20 protein-coding genes are annotated in these 20,609 nt (G+C 62.3%); 10 read left to right on the top strand and 10 right to left on the bottom strand.

The features are described from left to right. Positions 1-26: 26 nt before the first annotated feature. The 8 genes from C3Y91_RS05400 to C3Y91_RS05365 all read right to left on the bottom strand — a co-directional run bounded on the left by C3Y91_RS05400 (position 27) and on the right by C3Y91_RS05365 (position 8,658). Complete coding sequence (locus C3Y91_RS05400) at positions 27-1,715, bottom strand: ABC transporter ATP-binding protein (RefSeq protein WP_018071169.1); 1,689 nt, start codon at positions 1,713-1,715, stop codon at positions 27-29. Then, a complete protein-coding gene (locus C3Y91_RS05395) occupies positions 1,712-2,656 on the bottom strand; it encodes an acetamidase/formamidase family protein (protein WP_018071170.1) in 945 nt (314 codons plus the stop codon). The genes C3Y91_RS05400 and C3Y91_RS05395 overlap by 4 nt, the downstream gene beginning before the upstream one ends. A gap of 67 nt (positions 2,657-2,723) precedes the next feature. Then, positions 2,724-4,343 carry an ABC transporter substrate-binding protein gene (locus C3Y91_RS05390; protein ID WP_168575120.1) on the bottom strand — a complete coding sequence of 540 codons (1,620 nt, stop codon included), beginning with the start codon at positions 4,341-4,343 and terminating at the stop codon, positions 2,724-2,726. Positions 4,344-4,368: 25 nt separating this feature from the next. Continuing rightward, positions 4,369-5,289 (bottom strand): ABC transporter permease, encoded by a 921-nt coding sequence (locus C3Y91_RS05385; RefSeq protein ID WP_168575119.1) that lies wholly within the window; start codon positions 5,287-5,289, stop codon positions 4,369-4,371. After that, entirely contained in the window at positions 5,289-6,137 is an 849-nt protein-coding gene (locus C3Y91_RS05380) for an ABC transporter permease (RefSeq protein ID WP_027690184.1), read from the bottom strand. Before C3Y91_RS05380 ends, C3Y91_RS05385 begins: the two co-directional genes overlap by 1 nt. Further along, positions 6,137-6,718 carry an ANTAR domain-containing response regulator gene (locus C3Y91_RS05375; RefSeq protein ID WP_017996435.1) on the bottom strand — a complete coding sequence of 194 codons (582 nt, stop codon included), beginning with the start codon at positions 6,716-6,718 and terminating at the stop codon, positions 6,137-6,139. The genes C3Y91_RS05380 and C3Y91_RS05375 overlap by 1 nt, the downstream gene beginning before the upstream one ends. After that, positions 6,715-7,848, bottom strand: a complete 1,134-nt coding sequence (locus C3Y91_RS05370) for a transporter substrate-binding protein (RefSeq protein ID WP_027690182.1) — start codon at positions 7,846-7,848, stop codon at positions 6,715-6,717. The genes C3Y91_RS05375 and C3Y91_RS05370 overlap by 4 nt, the downstream gene beginning before the upstream one ends. A 225-nt stretch (positions 7,849-8,073) precedes the next feature. Then, on the bottom strand, positions 8,074-8,658 hold the full coding sequence (locus tag C3Y91_RS05365; RefSeq protein ID WP_168575118.1) for a DUF1349 domain-containing protein: 585 nt from the start codon (positions 8,656-8,658) through the stop codon (positions 8,074-8,076). Between the two features lie 227 nt (positions 8,659-8,885). Here C3Y91_RS05365 and C3Y91_RS05360 point away from each other — a divergent pair, with 227 nt between their 5' ends. The 6 genes from C3Y91_RS05360 to C3Y91_RS05335 all read left to right on the top strand — a co-directional run bounded on the left by C3Y91_RS05360 (position 8,886) and on the right by C3Y91_RS05335 (position 16,002). After that, positions 8,886-10,412, top strand: a complete 1,527-nt coding sequence (locus tag C3Y91_RS05360; protein WP_018483465.1) for an ABC transporter substrate-binding protein — start codon at positions 8,886-8,888, stop codon at positions 10,410-10,412. A gap of 80 nt (positions 10,413-10,492) precedes the next feature. Next, positions 10,493-11,434, top strand: coding sequence for an ABC transporter permease (locus tag C3Y91_RS05355; protein ID WP_168575117.1), 942 nt, complete (start codon positions 10,493-10,495; stop codon positions 11,432-11,434). Beyond that, positions 11,434-12,303, top strand: coding sequence for an ABC transporter permease (locus C3Y91_RS05350; protein WP_130772928.1), 870 nt, complete (start codon positions 11,434-11,436; stop codon positions 12,301-12,303). Before C3Y91_RS05355 ends, C3Y91_RS05350 begins: the two co-directional genes overlap by 1 nt. A gap of 50 nt (positions 12,304-12,353) precedes the next feature. Continuing rightward, the gene (locus C3Y91_RS05345) at positions 12,354-12,866 is read left to right on the top strand and encodes a RidA family protein (protein WP_064246616.1); all 513 of its coding nucleotides are present in this window, start codon (positions 12,354-12,356) and stop codon (positions 12,864-12,866) included. Positions 12,867-12,934: 68 nt separating this feature from the next. Then, complete coding sequence (locus C3Y91_RS05340; protein WP_168575116.1) at positions 12,935-14,131, top strand: aminotransferase class V-fold PLP-dependent enzyme; 1,197 nt, start codon at positions 12,935-12,937, stop codon at positions 14,129-14,131. Between the two features lie 35 nt (positions 14,132-14,166). After that, on the top strand, positions 14,167-16,002 hold the full coding sequence (locus tag C3Y91_RS05335) for an ABC transporter ATP-binding protein (RefSeq protein WP_168575115.1): 1,836 nt from the start codon (positions 14,167-14,169) through the stop codon (positions 16,000-16,002). Positions 16,003-16,033: 31 nt separating this feature from the next. Here the strand turns inward: C3Y91_RS05335 and C3Y91_RS05330 are convergent, their stop codons facing one another. Beyond that, entirely contained in the window at positions 16,034-17,248 is a 1,215-nt protein-coding gene (locus C3Y91_RS05330) for a polyhydroxyalkanoate depolymerase (protein ID WP_130720127.1), read from the bottom strand. A gap of 124 nt (positions 17,249-17,372) precedes the next feature. On the opposite strand from C3Y91_RS05330, the gene C3Y91_RS05325 reads away from it, so the two are divergent. The 4 genes from C3Y91_RS05325 to C3Y91_RS37765 all read left to right on the top strand — a co-directional run bounded on the left by C3Y91_RS05325 (position 17,373) and on the right by C3Y91_RS37765 (position 19,901). Then, positions 17,373-18,026, top strand: a complete 654-nt coding sequence (locus C3Y91_RS05325) for a glutathione S-transferase (RefSeq protein WP_018071183.1) — start codon at positions 17,373-17,375, stop codon at positions 18,024-18,026. A gap of 115 nt (positions 18,027-18,141) precedes the next feature. Next, positions 18,142-18,963, top strand: coding sequence for a bifunctional allantoicase/(S)-ureidoglycine aminohydrolase (locus C3Y91_RS05320; RefSeq protein WP_168575114.1), 822 nt, complete (start codon positions 18,142-18,144; stop codon positions 18,961-18,963). Between the two features lie 19 nt (positions 18,964-18,982). Further along, on the top strand, positions 18,983-19,504 hold the full coding sequence (locus tag C3Y91_RS05315) for a GNAT family N-acetyltransferase (protein WP_168575113.1): 522 nt from the start codon (positions 18,983-18,985) through the stop codon (positions 19,502-19,504). A 202-nt stretch (positions 19,505-19,706) separates the two neighbouring features. Continuing rightward, positions 19,707-19,901 carry a type II toxin-antitoxin system RelE/ParE family toxin gene (locus C3Y91_RS37765; RefSeq protein ID WP_343227715.1) on the top strand — a complete coding sequence of 65 codons (195 nt, stop codon included), beginning with the start codon at positions 19,707-19,709 and terminating at the stop codon, positions 19,899-19,901. 16 nt (positions 19,902-19,917) lie between these two features. On the opposite strand, the gene C3Y91_RS05305 is transcribed toward C3Y91_RS37765, so the two are convergent. Further along, positions 19,918-20,232, bottom strand: coding sequence for a helix-turn-helix domain-containing protein (locus tag C3Y91_RS05305; RefSeq protein WP_168575112.1), 315 nt, complete (start codon positions 20,230-20,232; stop codon positions 19,918-19,920). Positions 20,233-20,609: the final 377 nt, after the last annotated feature.

Genomic DNA, 20,609 nt, shown 5'->3' with positions numbered 1-20,609 from the left:
CATTCTAGTCAGTCTCAAACCTTCAATCACGCATGCGCTTCCCTGCCGCGATAGACCTCCGGATCGGGGATCGGAACCGCGGCGATCAGCGCGCGGGTATAGTCATCCCTCGGGTTCTCGAAGATATCCCGCCGCGTGCCGGTTTCGATGATGCGGCCGGCGCGCATGACGGCGACGTTGTGCGACATGCGCTCGACGACGGCCATGTCGTGGGAGATGAAGAGATAAGCGAGCCCCATGGTTTCCTGCAGTTCGAGCAGCAGGTCGAGCACCCGGGCGCGGACGGAGACGTCAAGCGCTGCGACGCTCTCGTCGGCGACGATCAGCTTTGGCTCCAGTGCCAGCGCCCGGGCGATGCAGATGCGCTGGCGCTGGCCGCCTGAAAACTCGTGCGGATAGCGCGTCGCTGCGTCAGGCGTCAGGCCGACCCGGCGCAGCAGTTCGGCGACGCGGTCTTGCCGTTCGCTGTGGTTGCCGATGCCGTGGATGAGCATCGGTTCGCCGATCGCCTTGCCGACGGCCATGCGCGGGTCGAGCGAGGCATAGGGATCCTGGAAGATCATCTGCGCCGAGCGGCGCACGGGCCGCATCTCGCGCTGGCTGAGGCCGGCGATATTGCGGCCGTCGATCAGGACATTGCCCTTGAAGGGGATGAGGCCGAGCACGGCCTTGCCTGTCGTCGATTTGCCCGAGCCGCTTTCGCCGACGAGACCGAGCGTTTCACCCGGCAGGATATCGAAGGAGACGCCGTCTACGGCTGCAACCGGCGGCTTGCCCTTGAAAAACCGGCTTGCGGCATTGCCATAGGTGACGGTGAGGTCGCGCACGTTCAGAACCGGCGTGCGGTCCGGATGCAGCGTCTCGACGGCGCGCTGCGTGATGCGCGGTGGATGATCGGTGCCGGCAAGCGCGCCGAGCCGCGGGACGGCGGCCAGCAATTGCTGCGTATAGGCTTCCTTCGGCCGCTGGAAGACGGCGAGCGCCGTTCCCTGCTCGACGATCCTGCCATTCTGCATGATGACGACGCGATCGGCCATTTCGGCGACAACGCCCATGTCGTGAGTGATCAGGATGATCGAGGCGCCGAATTCGCGCTTCAACTCGCGCATCAGCCTGAGGATTTGCGCCTGCACGGTGACGTCGAGTGCCGTCGTCGGCTCGTCGGCAATCAGCACCTTCGGCCGGCAGGAGAGCGCCATGGCGATCATCACCCGCTGGCGCATGCCGCCGGAAAGCTCGTGCGGATATTGCTTCAGCCGCCGGGCCGGCTCGGTGATCTGCACGGCATCGAGCATCTTCAGTGCCACCGCCTCGGCATTGTCGCTGCCCTGGTGCGCGCGGATTGCCTCGGTCAGCTGGTTGCCGACCGACATGACCGGGTTGAGCGAGGTCATCGGCTCCTGGAACACCATGGCGATATCGCCGCCGCGCACGCTGCGCATCGCCCGGTCGGAAAGCCTGAGCAGGTCGCGCTCGCCAAGCAGCACGCTGCCGGAGGCGACCTTCAGCGAGGCCTTCGGCAAGAGCCCCATGATCGACAGCGAGGTGACCGACTTGCCGGAACCGGATTCGCCGGCAATGCAGAGCGTTTCGCCGCTTGCAAGCGCGAAGCTGACATCCTGCAGCACCGGCTTGCGGCCTTCGGGTGTGCGGGCATCGACGCTCAGATTGCGAAGGCTGAGCACCGGTGCTGCGGCGGGCATGGCTTCGTTCACGCGAACACGATCCTCGGGAAGTAGAAGGAAACCACCCAGTTCGGCTGGTCGACGATCTCGCTGATGCGCAGATCGCCGCAGACCGAGCAGAGCAGATAGGCATCGATGGCGCTCATGCCATGTTCGGCGCCGAGAAGATCGATCATGCGCATGACGCTTTCGCGCGCCCCGGTCATCAGGTCAGGGCCGATGCCTGTCGTGACCTCGTAGCCGGCGCCGTCGAGATGGCGCGTCACCGGTTCGGTCGTGGTGAAGCGCGGCGTCTGCAGCCTGGCGTCCTTGACGAGCTCGATCGTCGCTTCGACGTTCATCTGGCTTTCGATCGCCGTGCCGCAGACTTCGCCATCACCCTGGGCGGCATGGGTATCACCGATCGAAAACAGCGCGCCGTCGACCTCGACCGGCAGGTAGAGCGTTACCCCCGCCGTCAGGTCGCGGATGTCCATGTTGCCGCCGACGCGACGCGGGGGAACGACGGAGTGGGTGCCGGGCTCGGCGGGTGCGACGCCGATCGTGCCGGCAAAAGGCTTCAGCGGCACGCGGCCGCCCGGACCGTAAAGGGCTGGCACCATGCTGTTGGCGTCATAAGACCAGACATGCAGCGCCGGGTCCTTGAACTGGTCGGCAAGCAGGCCGAAGCCCGGGATATTGGCCGTCCAGCCGACGCCCGAGGGAATGAACTTGCGTAGCGTCACCTTCAGCGCATCGCCGGGCTTGGCGCCTTCGATATAGACCGGGCCGGAGACCGGGTTGATCTTGCCGAAATCGAGCGCGTTCAGCGTTTCCAGCGTCGCGTCGCTTCCGATCTGGCCACCGGACGAATCCATGCACTCGAAGTGGATCGTCTCGCCAGGCTTGGCGACGACGGCGGGGGCGAAATCCTTGTTCCAGCCGAAATTATGCTGGGCGCGGTGAATGGTGTGGGTGCAGGCGATGCACATGTCATATCTCCCTCGATTTTATGACGCCTTCCCGGCGTGGACCGGGAAGGCTTTGTTTCTTCAGGGCTTATTGCTTCACGTAGATCGCGTCGTAATTGATGACGCGGGTCGGATCGATGTAGATGTTGTCGGCACCGCCCATGCGCAGCGACTTGGCGACGACGCGGCGTTCGTTGATCACAGGGATCCACGGCGCATCGGCCATGATGTCGGTAAAGATCTTGCCCCAGGCGGCAGTACGCTCGGCTGCCTTTGCCGGATCGGACATCGAGTCAGCGGCAACGGCGCGCTTGTCGAGATCGGCGTTGCAGTACCATGACCAGTTCCAGCCGCCCGGAACCGCGCCGGCGCAACCGAGGATCGGGCCGTAGAAGTTGGACGGGTCCGGGAAGTCGGCGATCCAGGCCATGCCGCCCGACCAGATCATCGGCGCTTCGCCTTCCGTGCCGCCGGCCGAGATGACGTTTGCCTGGGCGAGCGCCCGGACTTCGGCCTTGACGCCGACAGCGGCCAGATCCTGCTGGATCGCCTGGGCGATACGCGGCTGCGGGTCGGTGTTGGTGGAGTAGAGCGCGGTCTCGAAGCCATCTGGATAACCGGCTTCGGCAAGCAGCGCCTTGGCTTTCGCCACCTCATAGGCATAACCGGTGAAGGACTTGTCGTAGCCCGGCATCAGCGGCGGCAGCGGCTGATTGGCAGGCGTTGCACGGCCGTTGAGGATGCGGGTGATGCGGTCCTTGTTGATCGCCATGTTCAGCGCCTGGCGAACCTTGACGTTGTCGAAGGGCTTAACCTTGGTGTTGAGTGTGATGTAGCCGGTGTGCAGCTGTTCGCCGTCGACGATCATCTGTGCGCCATCGGCCGAATTCTTGATTTCGAGGAATTTCGCCGGCGGAATGCCGTCGCCGGCAATGTCGACCTCACCCTTCTGCAGGCGCAAGAGCGCCACCAGCGGCTCCTGGCCGACCTCGACCTTGAAGCTGTCGATATAAGGAACGCCCTTGACGAAATAATCCTTGTTGCGCTCGAAAACGAGCTGCTGGCCGATCGTCCAATCCTTCAGGATGAAGGTGCCGGAGCCGACGGGCTTCTTACCGAAGTCGCCGGCGGCCGCCTCGACGGCTTCCTTCGGCACGACCGAGGCGAAGTTGATGGCAAGCACGTGCAGGAAGGTGGCGTCGGGACGCGAGAGATTGAAGATGACGGTGCTGTCATCCGGCGTCTCGATGCCGGAGAGCGTCGTCGTCTTGCCGCCGGTTTCATCCTCGAAGCCCTTGATGGCGCCGAAGAAGCCGGCGCCAGGCCCCTGCGTCTTCGGGTCGACGGCGCGTTCGATCGAATATTTCACGTCGGAGGCGACGACCTCGCGGCCGTTCGAGAACTTCACGCCCTTGTGCAGCTTGAAGGTATAGATCAAGCCGTCGGGCGAAACGGTGAAGCTCTCGGCAAGCGAGGGCACCGGGTTCGGCGTGCCGGGCGCATAATCCATCAGGCGGGAATAAAGGCTTTTGATCATCGACCAGTTGACCCAGTCGTAGCCGATCGCGGGGTCGAGCGTGGTGATGTCGTCCTTGTAGGTGACGACGATATCGCCGCCCTGCTTGGGCGTTTCCTCAGCCATGACGGACAATGGGGCGAGCGCCACCATCGTTGCCATGGTCGTCTGTTGCAGCCAGCGTTTGAACATCTTGGTTCCCCTTCTTTGGTTGCTGTCAGCGTGTGCGGATGCGCGGATCGATGACCGGCGCGACGAGGTCGGCAAGCAGGTTGCCGATGATGATGGCAAGCGCCGAGGTCAGCGTGACGCCCATGATGATCGGGATGTCGACCTGCTGGATCGCCTGCCAGGCGAGCTGGCCGATGCCGGGCCAGCCGTAAACGGCCTCGACCACGACCACGCCGCCCATGAACTGGCCGATATCGATGCCGATCATGGCGATGATCGGCAGCACGGCATTGGGCAGCGCATGGCGCAGGATGACGCGTTTCGAGGAAAGGCCCTTGGCGCGCGCCGTGCGGACATAATCCTGGTTCAGCACGTCGATCATCGACGAGCGCACCATGCGGGCGTACCAGCCGGCGCCGCAGATGCCGAGTGTTACGGCAGGCAGGACGAGATGCGAGAAGCTGCCGCAGCCGCTCATCGGAAACCAGCCGAGCGTTGCCGCCAGCAGGTAGAGCAGCAGCAGGGCAACAAGGAACTGCGGCGCCGAGGTGCCGACAAAGGAGGCCATCATCACCAGCCGGTCGATGAAGCCGCCGCGGCGCACGGCGGCGATGGTGCCGAGCGTCAGGCCGAGCACCACCTCGACGAAGATGCCGGCAAGCATCAGCGTCAGCGTCGCCGGCAGGCGGGCGGCAATCAGCGTCCAGACGTCGGTCTTCTGCGCATAGGAGCGGCCGAGATTGCCGTGCAGCAGATTGCCGAGATAGGTGCCGAACTGGACCAGCAGCGGCTGGTCGAGGCCGAGCTCATGGCGGATATTGGCGACTGTCTGGGCGGTTGCGCTGCGACCGGCGATCATGCGGGCCGGATCGGCCGGAAGGGCGTAGAGCAGCACGAAGGTGATGGCAGCGACGCCGAGCAGGATGAGGGCCGCCTGCGCCAGCCGGCGCAGCATGAGTGACGCCATCAGCCCCTCCCGCGCTGGGTCGGGTCGAGAATGTCGCGCAGCGCGTCGCCCACCAGATTGAAGGAAAGCGCCGTCAGAAGGATGATCGCGCCCGGAATGAAGACCAGCCAGGGAGCGGCCTGGAAATAGCTTTGGCTCTCGAAGATGATGTTGCCCCAAGAGGGCTGCGGCGGCTGGACACCGACGCCGAGGAAGGAGAGTGTGGCCTCGAGCAGCACGGTGGTGGCGATGCCGAGCGTTCCCCAGACGATTGCCGTCGGCATGAGATGCGGCAGGATATGCATGAAGAGCACGCGCATATGGCCGGCGCCGAGCGAGCGTTCGGCCATGATGAAATCGCGCTCCACCAGGCCGCGAGTCTCGGTATAGACGATGCGGGCGACCTGCACCCAGTTGACCAGCGCGATCACCATGGCGACGATCCAGAGGCTCGGCTTCAAAAGGGCCGCCAGCACGATGGCGAGCAGCAGCGCCGGAAAGGCCATCATCAGATCGGTGAAGCGCATCAGGATGTTGCCCGGCAATCCGCGGAGATAACCGGCAACGATGCCGACGAAGAGGCCGATTGCCACCGCGATGCCATTGGCGACAAGGCCGATGATCAGCGAGGTGCGGGCGCCAAAGAGCAGGCGCGAGAAGAGGTCGCGGCCGAGTGTGTCGGTGCCCAGCAGATAGGGACCGCCCGGCGGCAGCGGCGCGCCTTCGAGCGAGAGGCCGTCAAACATCTGCTCGTCGGGGCTGAACGGCGCGATCCACGGCGCTGCGATGGCGAGCCCGATGACGAGTGTGACGACGATCAGGCCGAAGAGGGCCGTCGGCTGGCGGATCATCTGTTTCAGCACATGCATCAGCCCGCCTCCGGCAGGGGTTCGGCACCCGCCAGGATGAAGGCTGATATCTGCTCCATCGGCAGGCGGCGGCGCATGGCGCAATTGCGCAGGATTGCGTAAGCGCTCTCCTCGTCGATGCCGTGTGCGGCCTGCAGCTTTTCGACGGCGGCGTGAACAAGCGGCCGCAGCCGGACGCGCTCTTCGAGATATTGCAGCTTTTCCGCAGTCGCCTTGCGCTCCTGATGAATGGAGACGGCCATGACAAGCGCCGGATAGACGGCCGATGTGGCGATCGGCTTGGCGATGATCGCGCCGGCACCCTGTCCGAGCGCCCAGGCGATGCGGCCGGGCGCTTCCGAACCAAGCAAGGCGACGACGGGGCAAGCAGGCGTTTCGCCGTTCCAGGGCAGCAGATCGTCCCAGCCCTGGTCGGCATCGACGATGACGAGATCGGGCAGTGCCGCAGCCGAAAGCGGCGCCCATTGCAGCGTTGCATGGATGCCGAGCAGGCGAAGCTGGCGGATCAGCTTTTCGGTGTTGCCGTCCTCGCGATGCAGGACCATCGCCTGCCAGCCGGTGAAATTGGGTGTCTCTCTCATGAGACCACCCTTAGCCGTGGAAAGGCCTGGCGGTTGCGGCCGGTCAGATAGGGGTCGGCGGCGAGCGGCGGTCGTGAGGCGACGACATCGAAGCCGTTATCGGCGTTGATCCGGCCGAGATGGAAGGGCAGGGCGGCATGATTGGTCTCGCGGTCGATCGAAAGCGTGCCGAACGGGGTCGGCCAGGATCGATTGTAGAGCTCGCGCCGGACGGCGTCGGGCTCGTCACCGCCGGCAGCGACGATCGCGTCGACGCAGAGCCGGACGGCCGTATAGGCGCTGGCAAAGACGCTGGAGACACGCCGCTCGGCGCCGTGACGCTCAGTGACACGGGCCTTGAAGGCGGCATTTTCGGGGGTCGCGATACTGTCGAAATAGGAAGCGGCGCAAAGCTGGCCGGCAGCAGCTCCGGCGGCGATATCGTCGAGTTCGCATTCCATCAGGTCGCAGCTGACCACCGGGCAGTTTTCCGCGCGGAAGGCCGGGTCGCGATCACCGAGGGCCTTGATCGCCTCCAGGAAGGCGTAGCTCGACGGGCCGATCAGATTGTTGAGGATGAAGCTCGGGCGGCGTTGTGCGATCTCGGCGACAATGCGCTCGACGGCGGTCTCCTCAAGCGGAAGATAGCGTTCGCCAAGTACTTCGCCGCCGGCATTGGCAATGAGTTCGCGGGCGAGCCGGTTCATCTCCCAGCCCCAGACATAGTTGGCGCCGACGAGATAGGGCCTTGCGCCGAAACGCGGGATCAGGTGCTCGAACAGTGGCAGCAGATGCTGGTTGGGACAGCCGCCGACATAGATGACGTTCTCGTTGGCCTCGAAGCCTTCATAGGGGCACATGTACCAGAGCAGGCCGTCATGTTTCTCGACGAGCGGGATGACTTCCTTGCGTGCCGCAGAGGTGATCGTGCCGACGATATGGCGGCAGCCGGCGCGCAGAAGATGGCGCGCGCCATCGAGATAGGCGGCAAGATCGGCATGCGGATCGAAGAAGACGGGTTCGATCGCCAGCCCTTCGACGCCGGCATATTCGGCCATCGCGAAATCGGCGCCGTCGCGCGCGTCGCGGCCCATCGAGCCGTAAGGCCCGGTGGTCGAATAGAGGATGCCGATTTTCAGCGTGTCGTTCATGAAGTGACCACATCAAAAACCCCACGACGCTGGTCCCATCGAGCGATGAGGCGTCATGGGGCGAAACTGCCCAGAGACTATCGGAGTCATGTCAATGCGGCCGGCCTTTTGCCTATTCCGCAGGCTTGAGTAAAATACAGGCAGCTTGTCTTTGTCAAGTGTGCTGCGCTGCACTCGCAGTCATTTGATCTTGTTCTTTCGGTAGAGCCGCGAAAGGACGCTCTTCTAGCTCAAATCATGCAGATCCCTGGTAATTGCCGGCCCAATCGAGAATTCGGAGAAGCGGACTGCCAACCCGCTGCGCTCAGGCGTGCAGGCCGTGGGTCCGACCTCGTAGTGATCGGCCGCCGGGAAGGGGGCGAGCCGCAGCAGCGGCCAGAAACTGCCATCGCGCGAAGCCTGGATGCGCATCGCGCCGTTGGCGACGGTGACGCGGATGTAGAAATCCTCCAATTCCCTGAAGGGCTGAGCGACGGACCAGTCGGACTTGCCGTCGGTGACGACGGTGCTGAGGAAGGCTTCGCCGTCGGTGAACTCGACGCCTGTTTTCACCCAGCGTTTCTCGTCGATGCGCACCATCAGGCCGGCCTGGTCGTAGAGGGTGCGGAATTCGCCCTGGACGCGGATCTGCGCGGTGAAGCCGTCGGTGGTGGGAAAGGCGAGGAAATGGCCACTCTCGCGGGTGAAGCCATAATGGGTTTCCCGCCAGAAATCGGTATTCTCGTCGGTCGTCAGGGTGAGACCTGCGTCGACCGCCCGCCATTGAGCCGGCTCGTTCAGCCATTTTCCGTCGTTGAAATCGATGCTCATCCTCTTCTCCCGTTCCCTTGAAGCCTGATTGAGGGCGATCGCCTCACCTTGGCACAATGCGCGGCCGTGGTGCAGGCGGGCGCAGCCGAAGATTGTGTATTTTTCCGGCGTCCGGGTATCCGCCCCGGGCATAATCCGTCGCTCGTGCTTGACAGGATCGATCCATCTCCTATTCTGTTACAAAAAGATGAATTACATAATTGTGGAACTAAATCGGGAGCCATCACATGAAAACACTGGTCGCATTCCTTCTCGGCACTGCGCTCGTCGCCCTGCCTTCGACACTCCTTGCCCAGGAAAAGGGTGGCGTCATTAACGTCGCGACGATCGGCGAACCGCCGACGCTCGATCCGATGTCGTCGACGGCCGATCTGGTCGGCATCGTCACGCAGCACATTTTCGAAACGCTCTACACCTTCGACAAGAGCTGGAACGTCACGCCGCTTCTGGCCGAAAGCCTGCCTGAGATCAGCGCCGACGGCAAAACCTATACGATCAAGCTCAGGACCGGCATCAAGTTCCACGACAATACCGATATGACCTCGGAAGATGTCGTCGCCTCGCTTGGTCGCTGGATGAAGATCGCCTCGCGCGGCAAGCAGGTGGCCGGCTTCATCGAATCCGTTACCGCCGTCGATCCGGCGACCGTCAAGATTGCGCTGAAGCAGCCCTATGCGCCGCTGACCTCGCTGCTCGCCTTCAACAATTCGGCCGCGATCATCATCCCGTCGGAAAAGCAGGACGAGCCGATGAAGGACTTCATCGGCACCGGTCCCTATATGCTGAAGGAGCGCAAGGCCGACCAGTATATCCAGCTCGTCCGTTTCGATGGCTATAAGTCCCGCGAAGGCGACAGCAATGGTTACGGCGGCGCCCGTCATCAATATCTCGATGAGATCCGCTTCGTGCCGGTGCCGGATCCGAACACTCGTGTCGAGGCCGCCGTTTCCGGCCAGTATGATTATGTCGACTCGATCCCTGTGGAATCCTACGACAAGTTGAAGGCCTCCACCGCCTCGCAGCCGATCATCCTGAAGCCCTTCGGTTATCCCGTCTTCGTCTTCAACACGAAGGAAGGGAGTGCTGGGAATGTCGAGGTTCGCAAGGCCATCCGCCAGGCGCTCAGCATGGAAGACATGCTGGCCGCGGCTTTCGGCAGCAAGGATTTTTATGCGCTCGACGGCGCCATCTATCCCAAGACCTTTGCCTGGTCGACGGATGCCGGCGTCGAGGGCGCCTATAACGTCGCCGATCCGGAAGGGGCGGCGGCTGCCGCCAAGAAGGCCGGCTACAATGGCGAGCCGATCCGTATCCTGACCAGCCGCCAGTACGAGTTCCACTACAAGATGGCGCAGGTCGCCGCCGAATATCTGAAGCTTGCCGGCTTCACCGTCGATATGCAGGTTGTGGATTGGGCGACGCTGACGCAGCGCCGCACCGATCCGAAGCTCTGGGATATCTACATCACCCATAGCCCCTTCCTGCCGGAGCCTGCCCTCATCGGCTCGCTCTCGACCAGCTCGCCGGGCTGGTGGGATACGCCGGCCCGCAAGGCCGCCGTCGATGCCTTCACCTCGGAAGTCGATCCGAAGAAGCGCGTGGCGCTCTGGGCCGATGTCCAGAAGGCGATCTATGCCGACGCCCCCTTCATGAAGATCGGCGACTTCAACGCCGTTTCGGCGGAATCGACCAAGCTTGAAGGCGTCGATCCGGCTCCGTGGCCGTATTTCTGGAATGCTTCGATCAAGAAGTAAACATCGCCACCGATACCGGCCATCCCTGGCCGGTATCGGTCTTCTTTTTTGCAGCATCTGCAAAGGTTTGCCAGGCATTCATGATACGTTACATCCTCCAGCGCCTGTTCGGCATGATCGTCGTGATGTTTCTCGTCGTCACGATCGTCTTCGTCATCGTGCGCGTGACCCCGGGCGATCCGGCCGCCGTCATGCTCGGGCCGGATGCGACGCCGCAGGATATTGCCGACCTCAGGGCCCGGCTCGGCCTCGATCGGTCGCTCGCCCTGCAATATGTCTATTATATCGGCCAGATGCTGAGAGGTGATCTCGGCCAGTCGATCTTCCTCAACATGCCTGTCACTTCGGCTCTGCTCGACCGCGCCGAGCCGACCTTCTTCCTGACTTTGTTCTCGCTCGCAATCGCCAGCATCATCGCCCTGCCGATCGGCATTTATGCCGCTTATCGGCGCGGTTCCTTCATCGACCAGGCGGCAACGACGCTCGCGATGTTTGCCGCCAGCATTCCAAGCTTCTGGCTCGGCCTGATCCTGATGCAGTTCTTCGCCGTCAGGCTGAACCTCTTCCCGGTCTCGGGTTATGGCGGTCCGGGCTCGACCTTCTTCGAGCGCATGTATCATCTGACGTTGCCTGCCTTTGCACTCGGCATTGTCTCCTCGGCGCTGATCCTGCGTTTCACACGCGCCTCGATGCTCGACGTGCTCGGCGACGATTATATCCGTACCGCCCGCGCCAAGGGGCTGATCGAGCGCCGGGTCATTCTGAAGCACGCTCTGAAGAATGCGCTGATCCCGATCCTGACGGTGATCGGCCTGACGGCAGCGGTGCTGATTTCAGGCGCCGTCGTCACCGAGACCGTCTTCGGCCTACCGGGTGTCGGCAATCTCGTCGTCTCGGCGGTGCTGCGCCGTGACTACCCCGTCATCCAGGGGGCGCTGCTCGTCATCGCCGCCCTCTATGTGCTGATCAATTTTGCGATCGACATGCTCTACCTGCTGATCGATCCGAGGGTGCGCTACTGATGGCCGATATCGCAATCAAATCAGCCGAAGGCGAGGGCAGCAAATTCGCCAGGCGCCTGCTGAAGCGCAAGACGGTTGCCTGCGGCCTGCTGATCCTGACGATCTTCGTGCTTCTGGCAGTCTTTGCGCCTCTTGTCGCGCCCTATTCGCCGTCGAAGCTTTCCATCGTCAACCGGCTGAAACCGCCGAGCGGCACCTTTGTCTTCGGCACGGATGAGTTCGGCCGCGACGTCTTCTCACGCACCATCTTCGCCGGCCGCCTGTCGCTGCTCGTCGGTGTTGCGGTCGTGACCTTGTCGGCCGTGATCGGCGTGACGCTCGGCCTGCTTGCCGGCTTCTTCCAGAAGCTCGACACGCCGATCGCCCGGCTGATCGACGCGATGATGGCGTTTCCGGATATTCTGCTGGCGATCGCGCTCGTTGCTGCCCTCGGCCCGTCGCTGACCACTGTCATCATCGCGCTATCGATCGTCTACGCGCCGCGCCTTGCCCGGATCGTGCGCGCTTCGACGCTGGTCATTCGCGAGCTGCCCTATGTCGAGGCGGCAAGGGCGCTCGGCATCTCGACCTTCCATATCATGACGCGGCATGTGCTGCGCAATCTGCTGTCGCCGATCCTTGTGCAGGCGACGTTCCTCTTCGCCAGCGCCATGCTTGCCGAAGCCGGCCTGTCTTTCCTCGGCCTCGGCGTCAGCCCCGAAATCCCGACTTGGGGAACGATGATCGCCGCCGGCCGCCAGTATATCGGCCAGGCGGACTGGATGACGCTGTTTCCGGGCGTCGCCATCATCCTCTCCGTGCTGTCGCTGCAGATGGTCGGCGATGGCCTCAGGGACATGCTCGATCCCAGACTTCGCAAGGATCTTTAATCCGCCGACCAAGCGTTGGCCCAATCGAAATTCGCCAAATCGAAAATTGCATGACAGGAGTTTGCGTGAATCAGTTTCCCACCGCCGCCGGCAAGGTCGAGAACTCGCCTTACGAACGGCTTGCCGCCCTCGGTATTGCGCTTCCGCCGCCGCCGCCGCCGATCGCCAATTTCGTGACGCACGTAATCGAAGGCAACATGCTCTACCTCTCCGGCCAGGGACCGCGCGAGGCCGACGGCTTCATGCATGCCGGCAAGGTCGGCGCCGGCATCAGTGTCGAGGAGGCCTATGGCCATGCGCGGCTGACCGGCATCAACCTGCTTGCCGTCATGCAGGATGCGCTCGGTGATCTCACCCGGGTCAAGCGGGTGGTCAAGCTGCTCGGCATGGTCAATGCCGTGCCTGAGTTCGAGGATCATCCGAGCGTCATCAACGGCTGTTCGGATCTGCTGATTGCAGTCTTCGGGCCGGCCGGCGAACATGCCCGCTCGGCCGTCGGCTTCGGCTCGCTGCCCGGCAACATCACCGTCGAGATCGAGGCGATCGTCGCCTTGCACGGCTGACGGGAACTCGACACACTTGATCGACCGCCCCATGTTTCGTTTTTCGACCCAGAATCCTGGAGATCTCCATGTCCACTGATATCCGCCCGTCGCTCGGCCTTCGCCCTGTCATCAATGTATCGGGCACCATGACCAGCCTCGGCGCCTCGATCGTCGTTCCAGAAGCGATCAGCGCGATGGCATCGATGCTGCCGCACTTCGTCGAGATCAACGACCTGCAGCGCAAGGCAAGCGCCGTCATCGCCCGGCTGACCGGCGGCGAGGCGGGCTTCGTCACCGCCTCCTGCTCGGCCGGCATTTCGCTGGCCGTCGCCGGCGCGATCACCGGCAATAATCTGCTGGCGATCGAGAGGCTGCCGGATGTGGTGCCGGAGAAGAACGAAGTGCTGGTGCAGATGGGCCATGTCGTCAGTTACGGCGCCCCGGTCGACCAGGCGATCCGGCTTGCCGGCGGCAAGGTCGTTCTTGTCGGGCAGGCGACCTCGACGCATCGCTTCCACATGGAAAACGCCATCACCGACAAGACCGCAGCCGCCGTCTATGTCGTCTCCCACCATGTCGTCGACTACGGCCTGCTGAATCTCAAGGAATTCGTCGAGATCGCCCATGCCAAGGGCGTGCCCGTCATCGTCGATGCGGCCTCGGAATATGACCTGCGCATCTTTCTCGAACAGGGCGCGGATATCGCGCTTTATTCCGGCCACAAATTCCTCGGCGGCCCGACCTCGGGCATCGTTGCCGGCAGGAAGGAACTGGTGCGCCATGCCTTCCTGCAGAATATGGGCATCGGCCGCGGCATGAAGGTCGGCAAGGAGAGCATCTTTGGCGTTATGGCAGCGCTCGAAGCCTGGGAAAACCGCGACCATGCCGGCATCCGGGAACGCGAGACCAGCTATCTCAACTTGTGGAAGCGCACGCTCGACGGCCGCCCGGGCCTTACCGCGCTGATCGAGCCCGATCCGACCAATAATCCGCTCGATCGGCTGCGCCTGATCGTCGATCCCGAGCAAGCCCATATCACCGCCTGGGATCTGGCCGATGCGCTTGCCAAGGGCAGCCCGCCGATCATCGTGCGCGATCACGAGGTGGAGCACCGCTATTTCTACCTCGACCCGTGCAATCTGCACCCGGGCGAGGAGAAGATTGTCGCGGAGCGCCTGGCGCAGGAACTCGACAAGGCGCGCGCCTCCAACGAGATCATCGCAACGCCGATCGAGAACCGCAGCAGGCACCGCTTCGACGATGCGCTGCGCTGGCCGGATTGATCCGCCGACGCTCATCTGTCGCTAGAGGAACCACCATGGCCAGTGTCCAAACCCAACCGATCCAGACGACGACCGACGTTCTTTCTGTCGAAGGTCTGACGACCTCCTTCCTGGTGGACGGCGTCTGGAAACCGGTCGTGCGCGATGTTTCCTTCACGGTGGCGCCGGCCGAGACGGTGGCGATCGTCGGCGAATCCGGCTCGGGCAAGAGCGTCACCTCTCTCTCGATCATGCGGCTGCTGCAGGCGGATACCAGCCGCGTCGAGGGCCGCGTCATGCTCGGCGGACGCGACCTTCTGGCCTTACCGGAAAATGCCATGCGGCAGGTGCGCGGCAACGAGGTGGCGATGATCTTCCAGGAGCCGATGACATCGCTCAATCCGCTCTTCACCATCGGCGACCAGATTTCCGAAGCACTGCTTTGCCATTCCGATATGAGCCGGGCCGATGCCAAAGCCGAGACGATAAGGCTGCTGGAAAAGGTCCGCATCCCCTCGGCTGCCTCGCGCTTCGGCGAATATCCGCATCGTTTCTCCGGCGGCATGCGCCAGCGGGTGATGATCGCCATGGCGCTCGCCAGCCGGCCGAAACTCTTGATCGCCGACGAGCCGACGACGGCGCTCGACGTGACGATCCAGGGCCAGATCCTCGATCTCATCAAGATGCTGCAGGACGAGGAGGGGACCTCCGTTCTCTTCATCACCCATGATATGGGTGTCGTCGCCGAGATCGCCGACAGGACGGTGGTGATGTATCGCGGCGAACAGGTGGAAAGCGGCGCCACCGCCGATATCTTCCACCGCGGCAAACATCCCTATACGAGAGCGCTACTTTCAGCCGTGCCGGTGCTCGGCTCGATGCAGGGCAGGCCACGACCGCTGCGCTTTCCCGTGGTCAATACCGCAACGGGGGAATCCGACATTCCTGCCGAGGTTGCCGATACCGTCGCTGCAACACCGGTCCTGCAGGTGAAGAACCTCACCAAGCGCTTCGACATTCATTCCGGCCTGTTCGGCCGGCTGACCAGCCGGGTGCATGCCGTCGAAAACGTTTCCTTCGATCTTCATGCCGGCGAGACGCTGTCGCTCGTCGGCGAATCCGGCTGCGGCAAATCGACGACCGGGCGCGCCATCATGCGGCTTATCGAGCCGCAGGCCGGTTCCGTTCTCGTCGAGGGCAGGGAGGTGCTCGGCCTCGACAGGAAGGATCTGCGCGAGATGCGCAAATCCGTGCAGATGATCTTCCAGGATCCCTTTGCCAGCCTCAATCCGCGCATGACAGTTGGTGCGGCGATCGCCGAACCCTATCTCGAGCACAAGATGGGCAACGCGAAACAGGCAAAGGATGTCGTCGCCGATCTGCTGGTGAAGGTCGGTCTGTCCTCGGATATGGCCACGCGCTATCCGCATGAATTTTCCGGCGGCCAGCGCCAGCGCATCTGCATCGCCCGCGCGCTTGCCTTGCAGCCGAAGGTCATCGTCGCCGACGAAAGCGTCTCGGCGCTCGACGTCTCGATCAAGGCGCAAGTCATCAACCTGATGCTCGACCTGCAGCAGAGCCTCAACCTTGCCTTCCTGTTCATCTCGCACGACATGGCCGTGGTCGAGCGCGTCAGCCATCGCGTGGCGGTGATGTATCTCGGAGAGATCGTCGAGATCGGCCCGCGGGCCGCGGTCTTCGAAAATCCGCAGCATCCCTATACCAAGAAACTCATTGCGGCAGTGCCCGTGCCGGATCCCGACCGTCGCCACGAAAAGCGGATGGTGGCGAATGACGAGATCAAGAGCCCGATGCGTGCCGTCGACTATCAGCCTGCAAGCACGTCTTATCGCGAAGTCGCGCCTGGCCACCTGGTCATGGCCGATCGGTAGACTTGCCATCGCGTTTCGGATCTGACGGGCGCTATTCCATCGCCAGGATCATGTTGCGCACGACGGGGTAGATTTCCCCCTCCCAGCGGCGGCCGCTGAAGACGCCGTAATGTCCGACATTGGCCTGAAGATGATGGCGCTTCAGATGCGGGCGCAGTGCACGACAGAGATCGTGCGCGGCCGACGTCTGGCCGAGCGCGCAGATGTCGTCGCGGCCGCCCTCGACGGTCAAGAGCGCCGTGTTGCGGATCTGGCCCGGGTCGACCTTGCGGCCATGGTGTGTCAAGTCGCCGGTTGCGAGTTCCGCCTTCTGGAAGACGCGTTCGATGGTTTCGATGTAGAATTCTTCGGTAAGGTCGAGCACGGCGAAATATTCGTCGTAGAACTTCTTGATCTTGCCGGCTTCGGCCGTCTCGCCCTTCGCCAAATGGTCGTAGAGCTTGCGATGGGCGTCCTGATGGCGCTGCATGTTCATCGACATGAAGGCGACGAGCTGGAGGAAGCCGGGATAGACCCGCCGCCCGGCGCCCCGATAACGCCAGGGAACGCCCGTGATCAGCGAGTTCTCGAACCAAGCGAGCGACTTCGATACGGCAAGTTCGTTGACCTTGGTCGGGCTCTCGCGCGGATCGATCGGCCCGGCCATCAGCGTCATGGTGCGCGGGGTGGCGGGATGCCGCTCTTCCGACATCACGGCAATGGCGGCCAGCGCCTGTACGCAGGGCTGGCAGACGGCGAGGATATGAGCGCCGGGGCCGATTTCCTCCAGGAAATGCATGATATAATCGACATAGTCGTCCATGCCGAAGCGTCCGGCCGACAGCGGCACGTCGCGGGCGTTCGCCCAGTCGGTGATATAGACGTCGTGATCGCGCAGCAGGGTCTGCACCGTGCCGCGCAGGAGTGTGGCGAAATGGCCGGACAGCGGGGCGACGACCAGCACCCGCGGCCGCTTTGCATCGGTGTCCGTTGCAAAGTGCAGCAGTGCGCCGAAGGGCATGTCGAGTACGGTCTCGACTGTGACGGGCACCACGCGATTGCCGATCATGACCGAGTCTATCGCGAAATCCGGACGTTGGTGGGTGATCTCGAAGCGTGAGATCATCTCCAGCGCGGCGGCGAAGTGCCGTCCCATTTCGCTGCCGGATCCCCAGAGCGCTGTCGCGGAGAAGATCTGCAGGCGCCGCGCCAGATCGCGGAGCGGCGCGATGAGATCATCCTGGAACTGATAGGCCTGGTAGAGCATGGGCCGAAATCTCCCGCACTGCCGCATCGATGCGGCGGTGCAAAAAATGCTAGTGGAATATGTCCTGCCATGCGAGAAGATTATCGAGGAAGAAGCAACATTGTCCGGCAAGGATACGAGCGCGATGTCGCAAGCTGCACTGACGATTTCCTCGAAGAACTACTCCTCATGGTCTCTGCGCGGCTGGTTGCTGTGCCGGATGGCCGGGCTGGACTTCGCCGAAGTCCTTGTGGAGATGGATGACGAGGCGCGTCAGGAACTGCTTCTGCTTTCACCATCGGTCCTGGTGCCGAGGCTGACCCATGACGAGGTGACTGTCTGGGACACGCTGGCGATTGCCGAATATCTCCATGAGGTCGTGCCGGATGCCAGGCTCTGGCCCACTGAGCGCGCGGCGCGCGCCCGCTGCCGGTCGGTCTCGGGCGAGATGCATTCGGGTTTCCATAACCTGCGCTCGGCATTGCCGATGAACCTCAAGGCGCGGCATGCGAGCTTCAAGATATTTTCGGGCGCGCGGCCCGATGTCGAGCGCGTCAAGGCGATCTGGACCGAATGCCTCGAGGCAAGCGGCGGGCCCTGGCTGTTCGGCACCACGCCGAGCGTGGCCGATGCGATGTATGCGCCGGTCTGCACCCGGTTCCGCACCTATGCGGTGGAGCTCGAACCGCAGCTCGAAGCCTATGTGGAAACGGTGCTGTCCTGGCCGCTGATGGGCGAATGGACCGAAGGGGCGATGGCCGAGCCGGACGAGATCGTCGAGTTGGAAGTCGAGTTCTGAAGGGAACGCGGCGGTGCGGCTCCGTATCGACCTTCACGCGCCGAATTAAGAGTTGCCTGCAAGGTGAGCGGCGCATAAATCAGTTGCAGTGCCACATGCCGCGAAATCTGGACCGATGAACAACAACGACTATTATTCCAAACTCGGCGGACTGCCGCCGCAGACCGAGCTGCTTTCCAGCAAGGCCGTTTTCACCACAGCCTACGCGGTCATCCCGCGCAGCGTCATGACCGATATCGTCACCAGCGTCCTTCCTCACTGGACGGGGACACGGGCATGGGTTCTCTCCCGGCCGCTTTCCGGTTTCTCCGAGACCTTTTCGCAATATGTGATGGAGGTTCAGCCCGGCGGCGGAAGCGATCGGCCGGAGCCCAACAAGCGGGCCGAAGCGGTCCTGTTCGTCGTCGAAGGCGAGATGACCGTGGAGCTCGACGGCAACAGCCATGCGCTGCGCGCCGGTTCGTTCGCCTATCTTCCGGCGGGCTCGGTCTGGCGCCTGGAAAATAGCGGCTCGACCGCGGCAAAATTCCACTGGATTCGAAAGGCCTTTCAGGAGGTCGAGGGGCTGGAGCCGCCGCCGGCGATCTTCACGCATGAGGACCAGCATCCCATCTCGGCAATGCCCGATACCGATGGACGCTGGGGGACGACCCGGTTCATCGATCCGGCCGATGTCCGCTACGATATGCACGTGAATATCGTGACTTTGGAGCCGGGTGCCGTGATTCCCTTCATGGAGACCCATGTCATGGAGCATGGTCTCTACGTGCTGGAGGGCAAGGCCGTCTATCGGCTGAACCAGGATTGGGTCGAGGTCGAGGCCGGCGACTTCATGTGGCTGCGCTCCTTCTGCCCGCAGGCATGTTATGCCGGCGGCCCCGGCCGGTTCCGCTACCTGCTTTACAAGGACGTCAACCGTCACATGACGCTCTGGTAGGATCTGTCGCAGAGGAACGATGAAGCTCGAAAGCGAACGTCTGATTTTGAGACCCTGGCGACAGCAGGATCGCAAGCCCTTCGCTGCGATCAATGCCGAGCCCGACGTCGTCAGATATCTCAATCCTCTGACCGACGAACAGTCGAATGCGATGCTCGACCGCATCGACCGGCACTTCGAGGACCATGGCTGGGGGTTTTGGGCGCTGGAGGAGAAGGCCAGCGGCCAGTTGATCGGTATGTGCGGCCTCGCCAAGGTTTCGCCGGCTTTGCCGTTTGCCCCGGCGGTCGAAATCGGTTGGCGGCTTTCAGCGTCGCGGCACGGCGCCGGATATGCGCGCGAGGCCGCGGAACGCTCGCTCGACTTTGCGTTCAACGATCTGAAGCTTGACCGCATCGTCAGCTTCACGGTGCCCGCAAACAGCAATTCCTGGGGATTGATGAGACGACTGGGGATGAACCGGATCGGTGAGTTCGATCATCCCAATTTGGCCGAAGGGCATCCGTTGCGCCGTCACGTCCTCTACGAGAAGGTCAGCTAGAAAGAGGGCTATCCTGAAGAGATGAGGGAAAATGTCCAAAAAAATGAATTTAGAGTACGTGAATAACTCCGCGATGAAGGCGATGAAGGCTCTCCCAAAGGAGATCGCACTCCAATTTGCGACGGACCTGCAGAGGGTACAAGAAGGCAAGAGCCCCTGTCGGATTTTAAACATTTAAAGGGTATCGGGCAGGGCGGGGGTAATCGAACTAATCGAAAACGGCAGCCCGGCTTATCGGGCAGTCTACTGCGCCAAGTATGAAGATACGGTCTTCGTATTGCACGCATTCACCAAGACCACGAACGGGGTCGACAGGGCCGCAATGAAGACGGTGGAGGAGCGCTACAAGGCCATGATGGCCGAGGTTAACGCGCGAAAGAAGCAAAGGAAGAAGTGAGACAACTGAGGCCGCGTTAGGCGGCCTCTGTCATTTCCACATCACATATTATTCTGTGATGTTCAAAGGATGGTTTGAAGCGAACGCCGAGGCGAGCCAGGTAGCCTATGAGCCGATCAGCGGAGAACAGATGAACCTTCCCTCGCATCAGCTCACTAACTCGTGGCTGTGGAACGCCTAGTGCTTCTGCTACATCTGCTTGCTTCCAACCGCGATCCTCGAAGAGATCGACGAGAGCGGAGATCAACGATGCGCGGAAGCTCAAGTCGGCGGCTTCACCCTTGTCGTCAACGAGTGACTCGAAGACGTTGTCGTAGACAAGCCGTTCCATATGATAACCCCTTTATACAGGTTCCAGTATATAGGTCGAAATGACGGGACCGTCAAGCGGTTCGGTTAATCGCTTTTCACCCCGCCTAGGAAAAGCTGATGCGTCATCGCACAGTCAGCTTCACGGTGCCCGCAAACATCAAATTTGAGGGTTATGAGACGACTGGGGATGAGGATCGGTCAGTTCAATTATCCCAATTTCGCCGAGGGGCATCGGTTGCGCGATCACGCGCTACGAACTGCGATTATCAAACGGTATTGACCTCACGCATCCAAAGCAATCGTAGAGAGCATTATCATTGATTAGCAATCGCTAGTGGTAATGTGGCGGGGAAGTTGGAATGTCCGTTTGTGTGCAAAGTAGAAGTGTCACTTTGG

Source organism: Rhizobium ruizarguesonis, assembly GCF_012349115.1.
Classification (GTDB): Bacteria; Pseudomonadota; Alphaproteobacteria; order Rhizobiales; family Rhizobiaceae; genus Rhizobium; species Rhizobium ruizarguesonis.
Note: the sequence above shows the minus strand (reverse complement) of the source record. Positions and strands in the feature narration are given on the sequence as shown.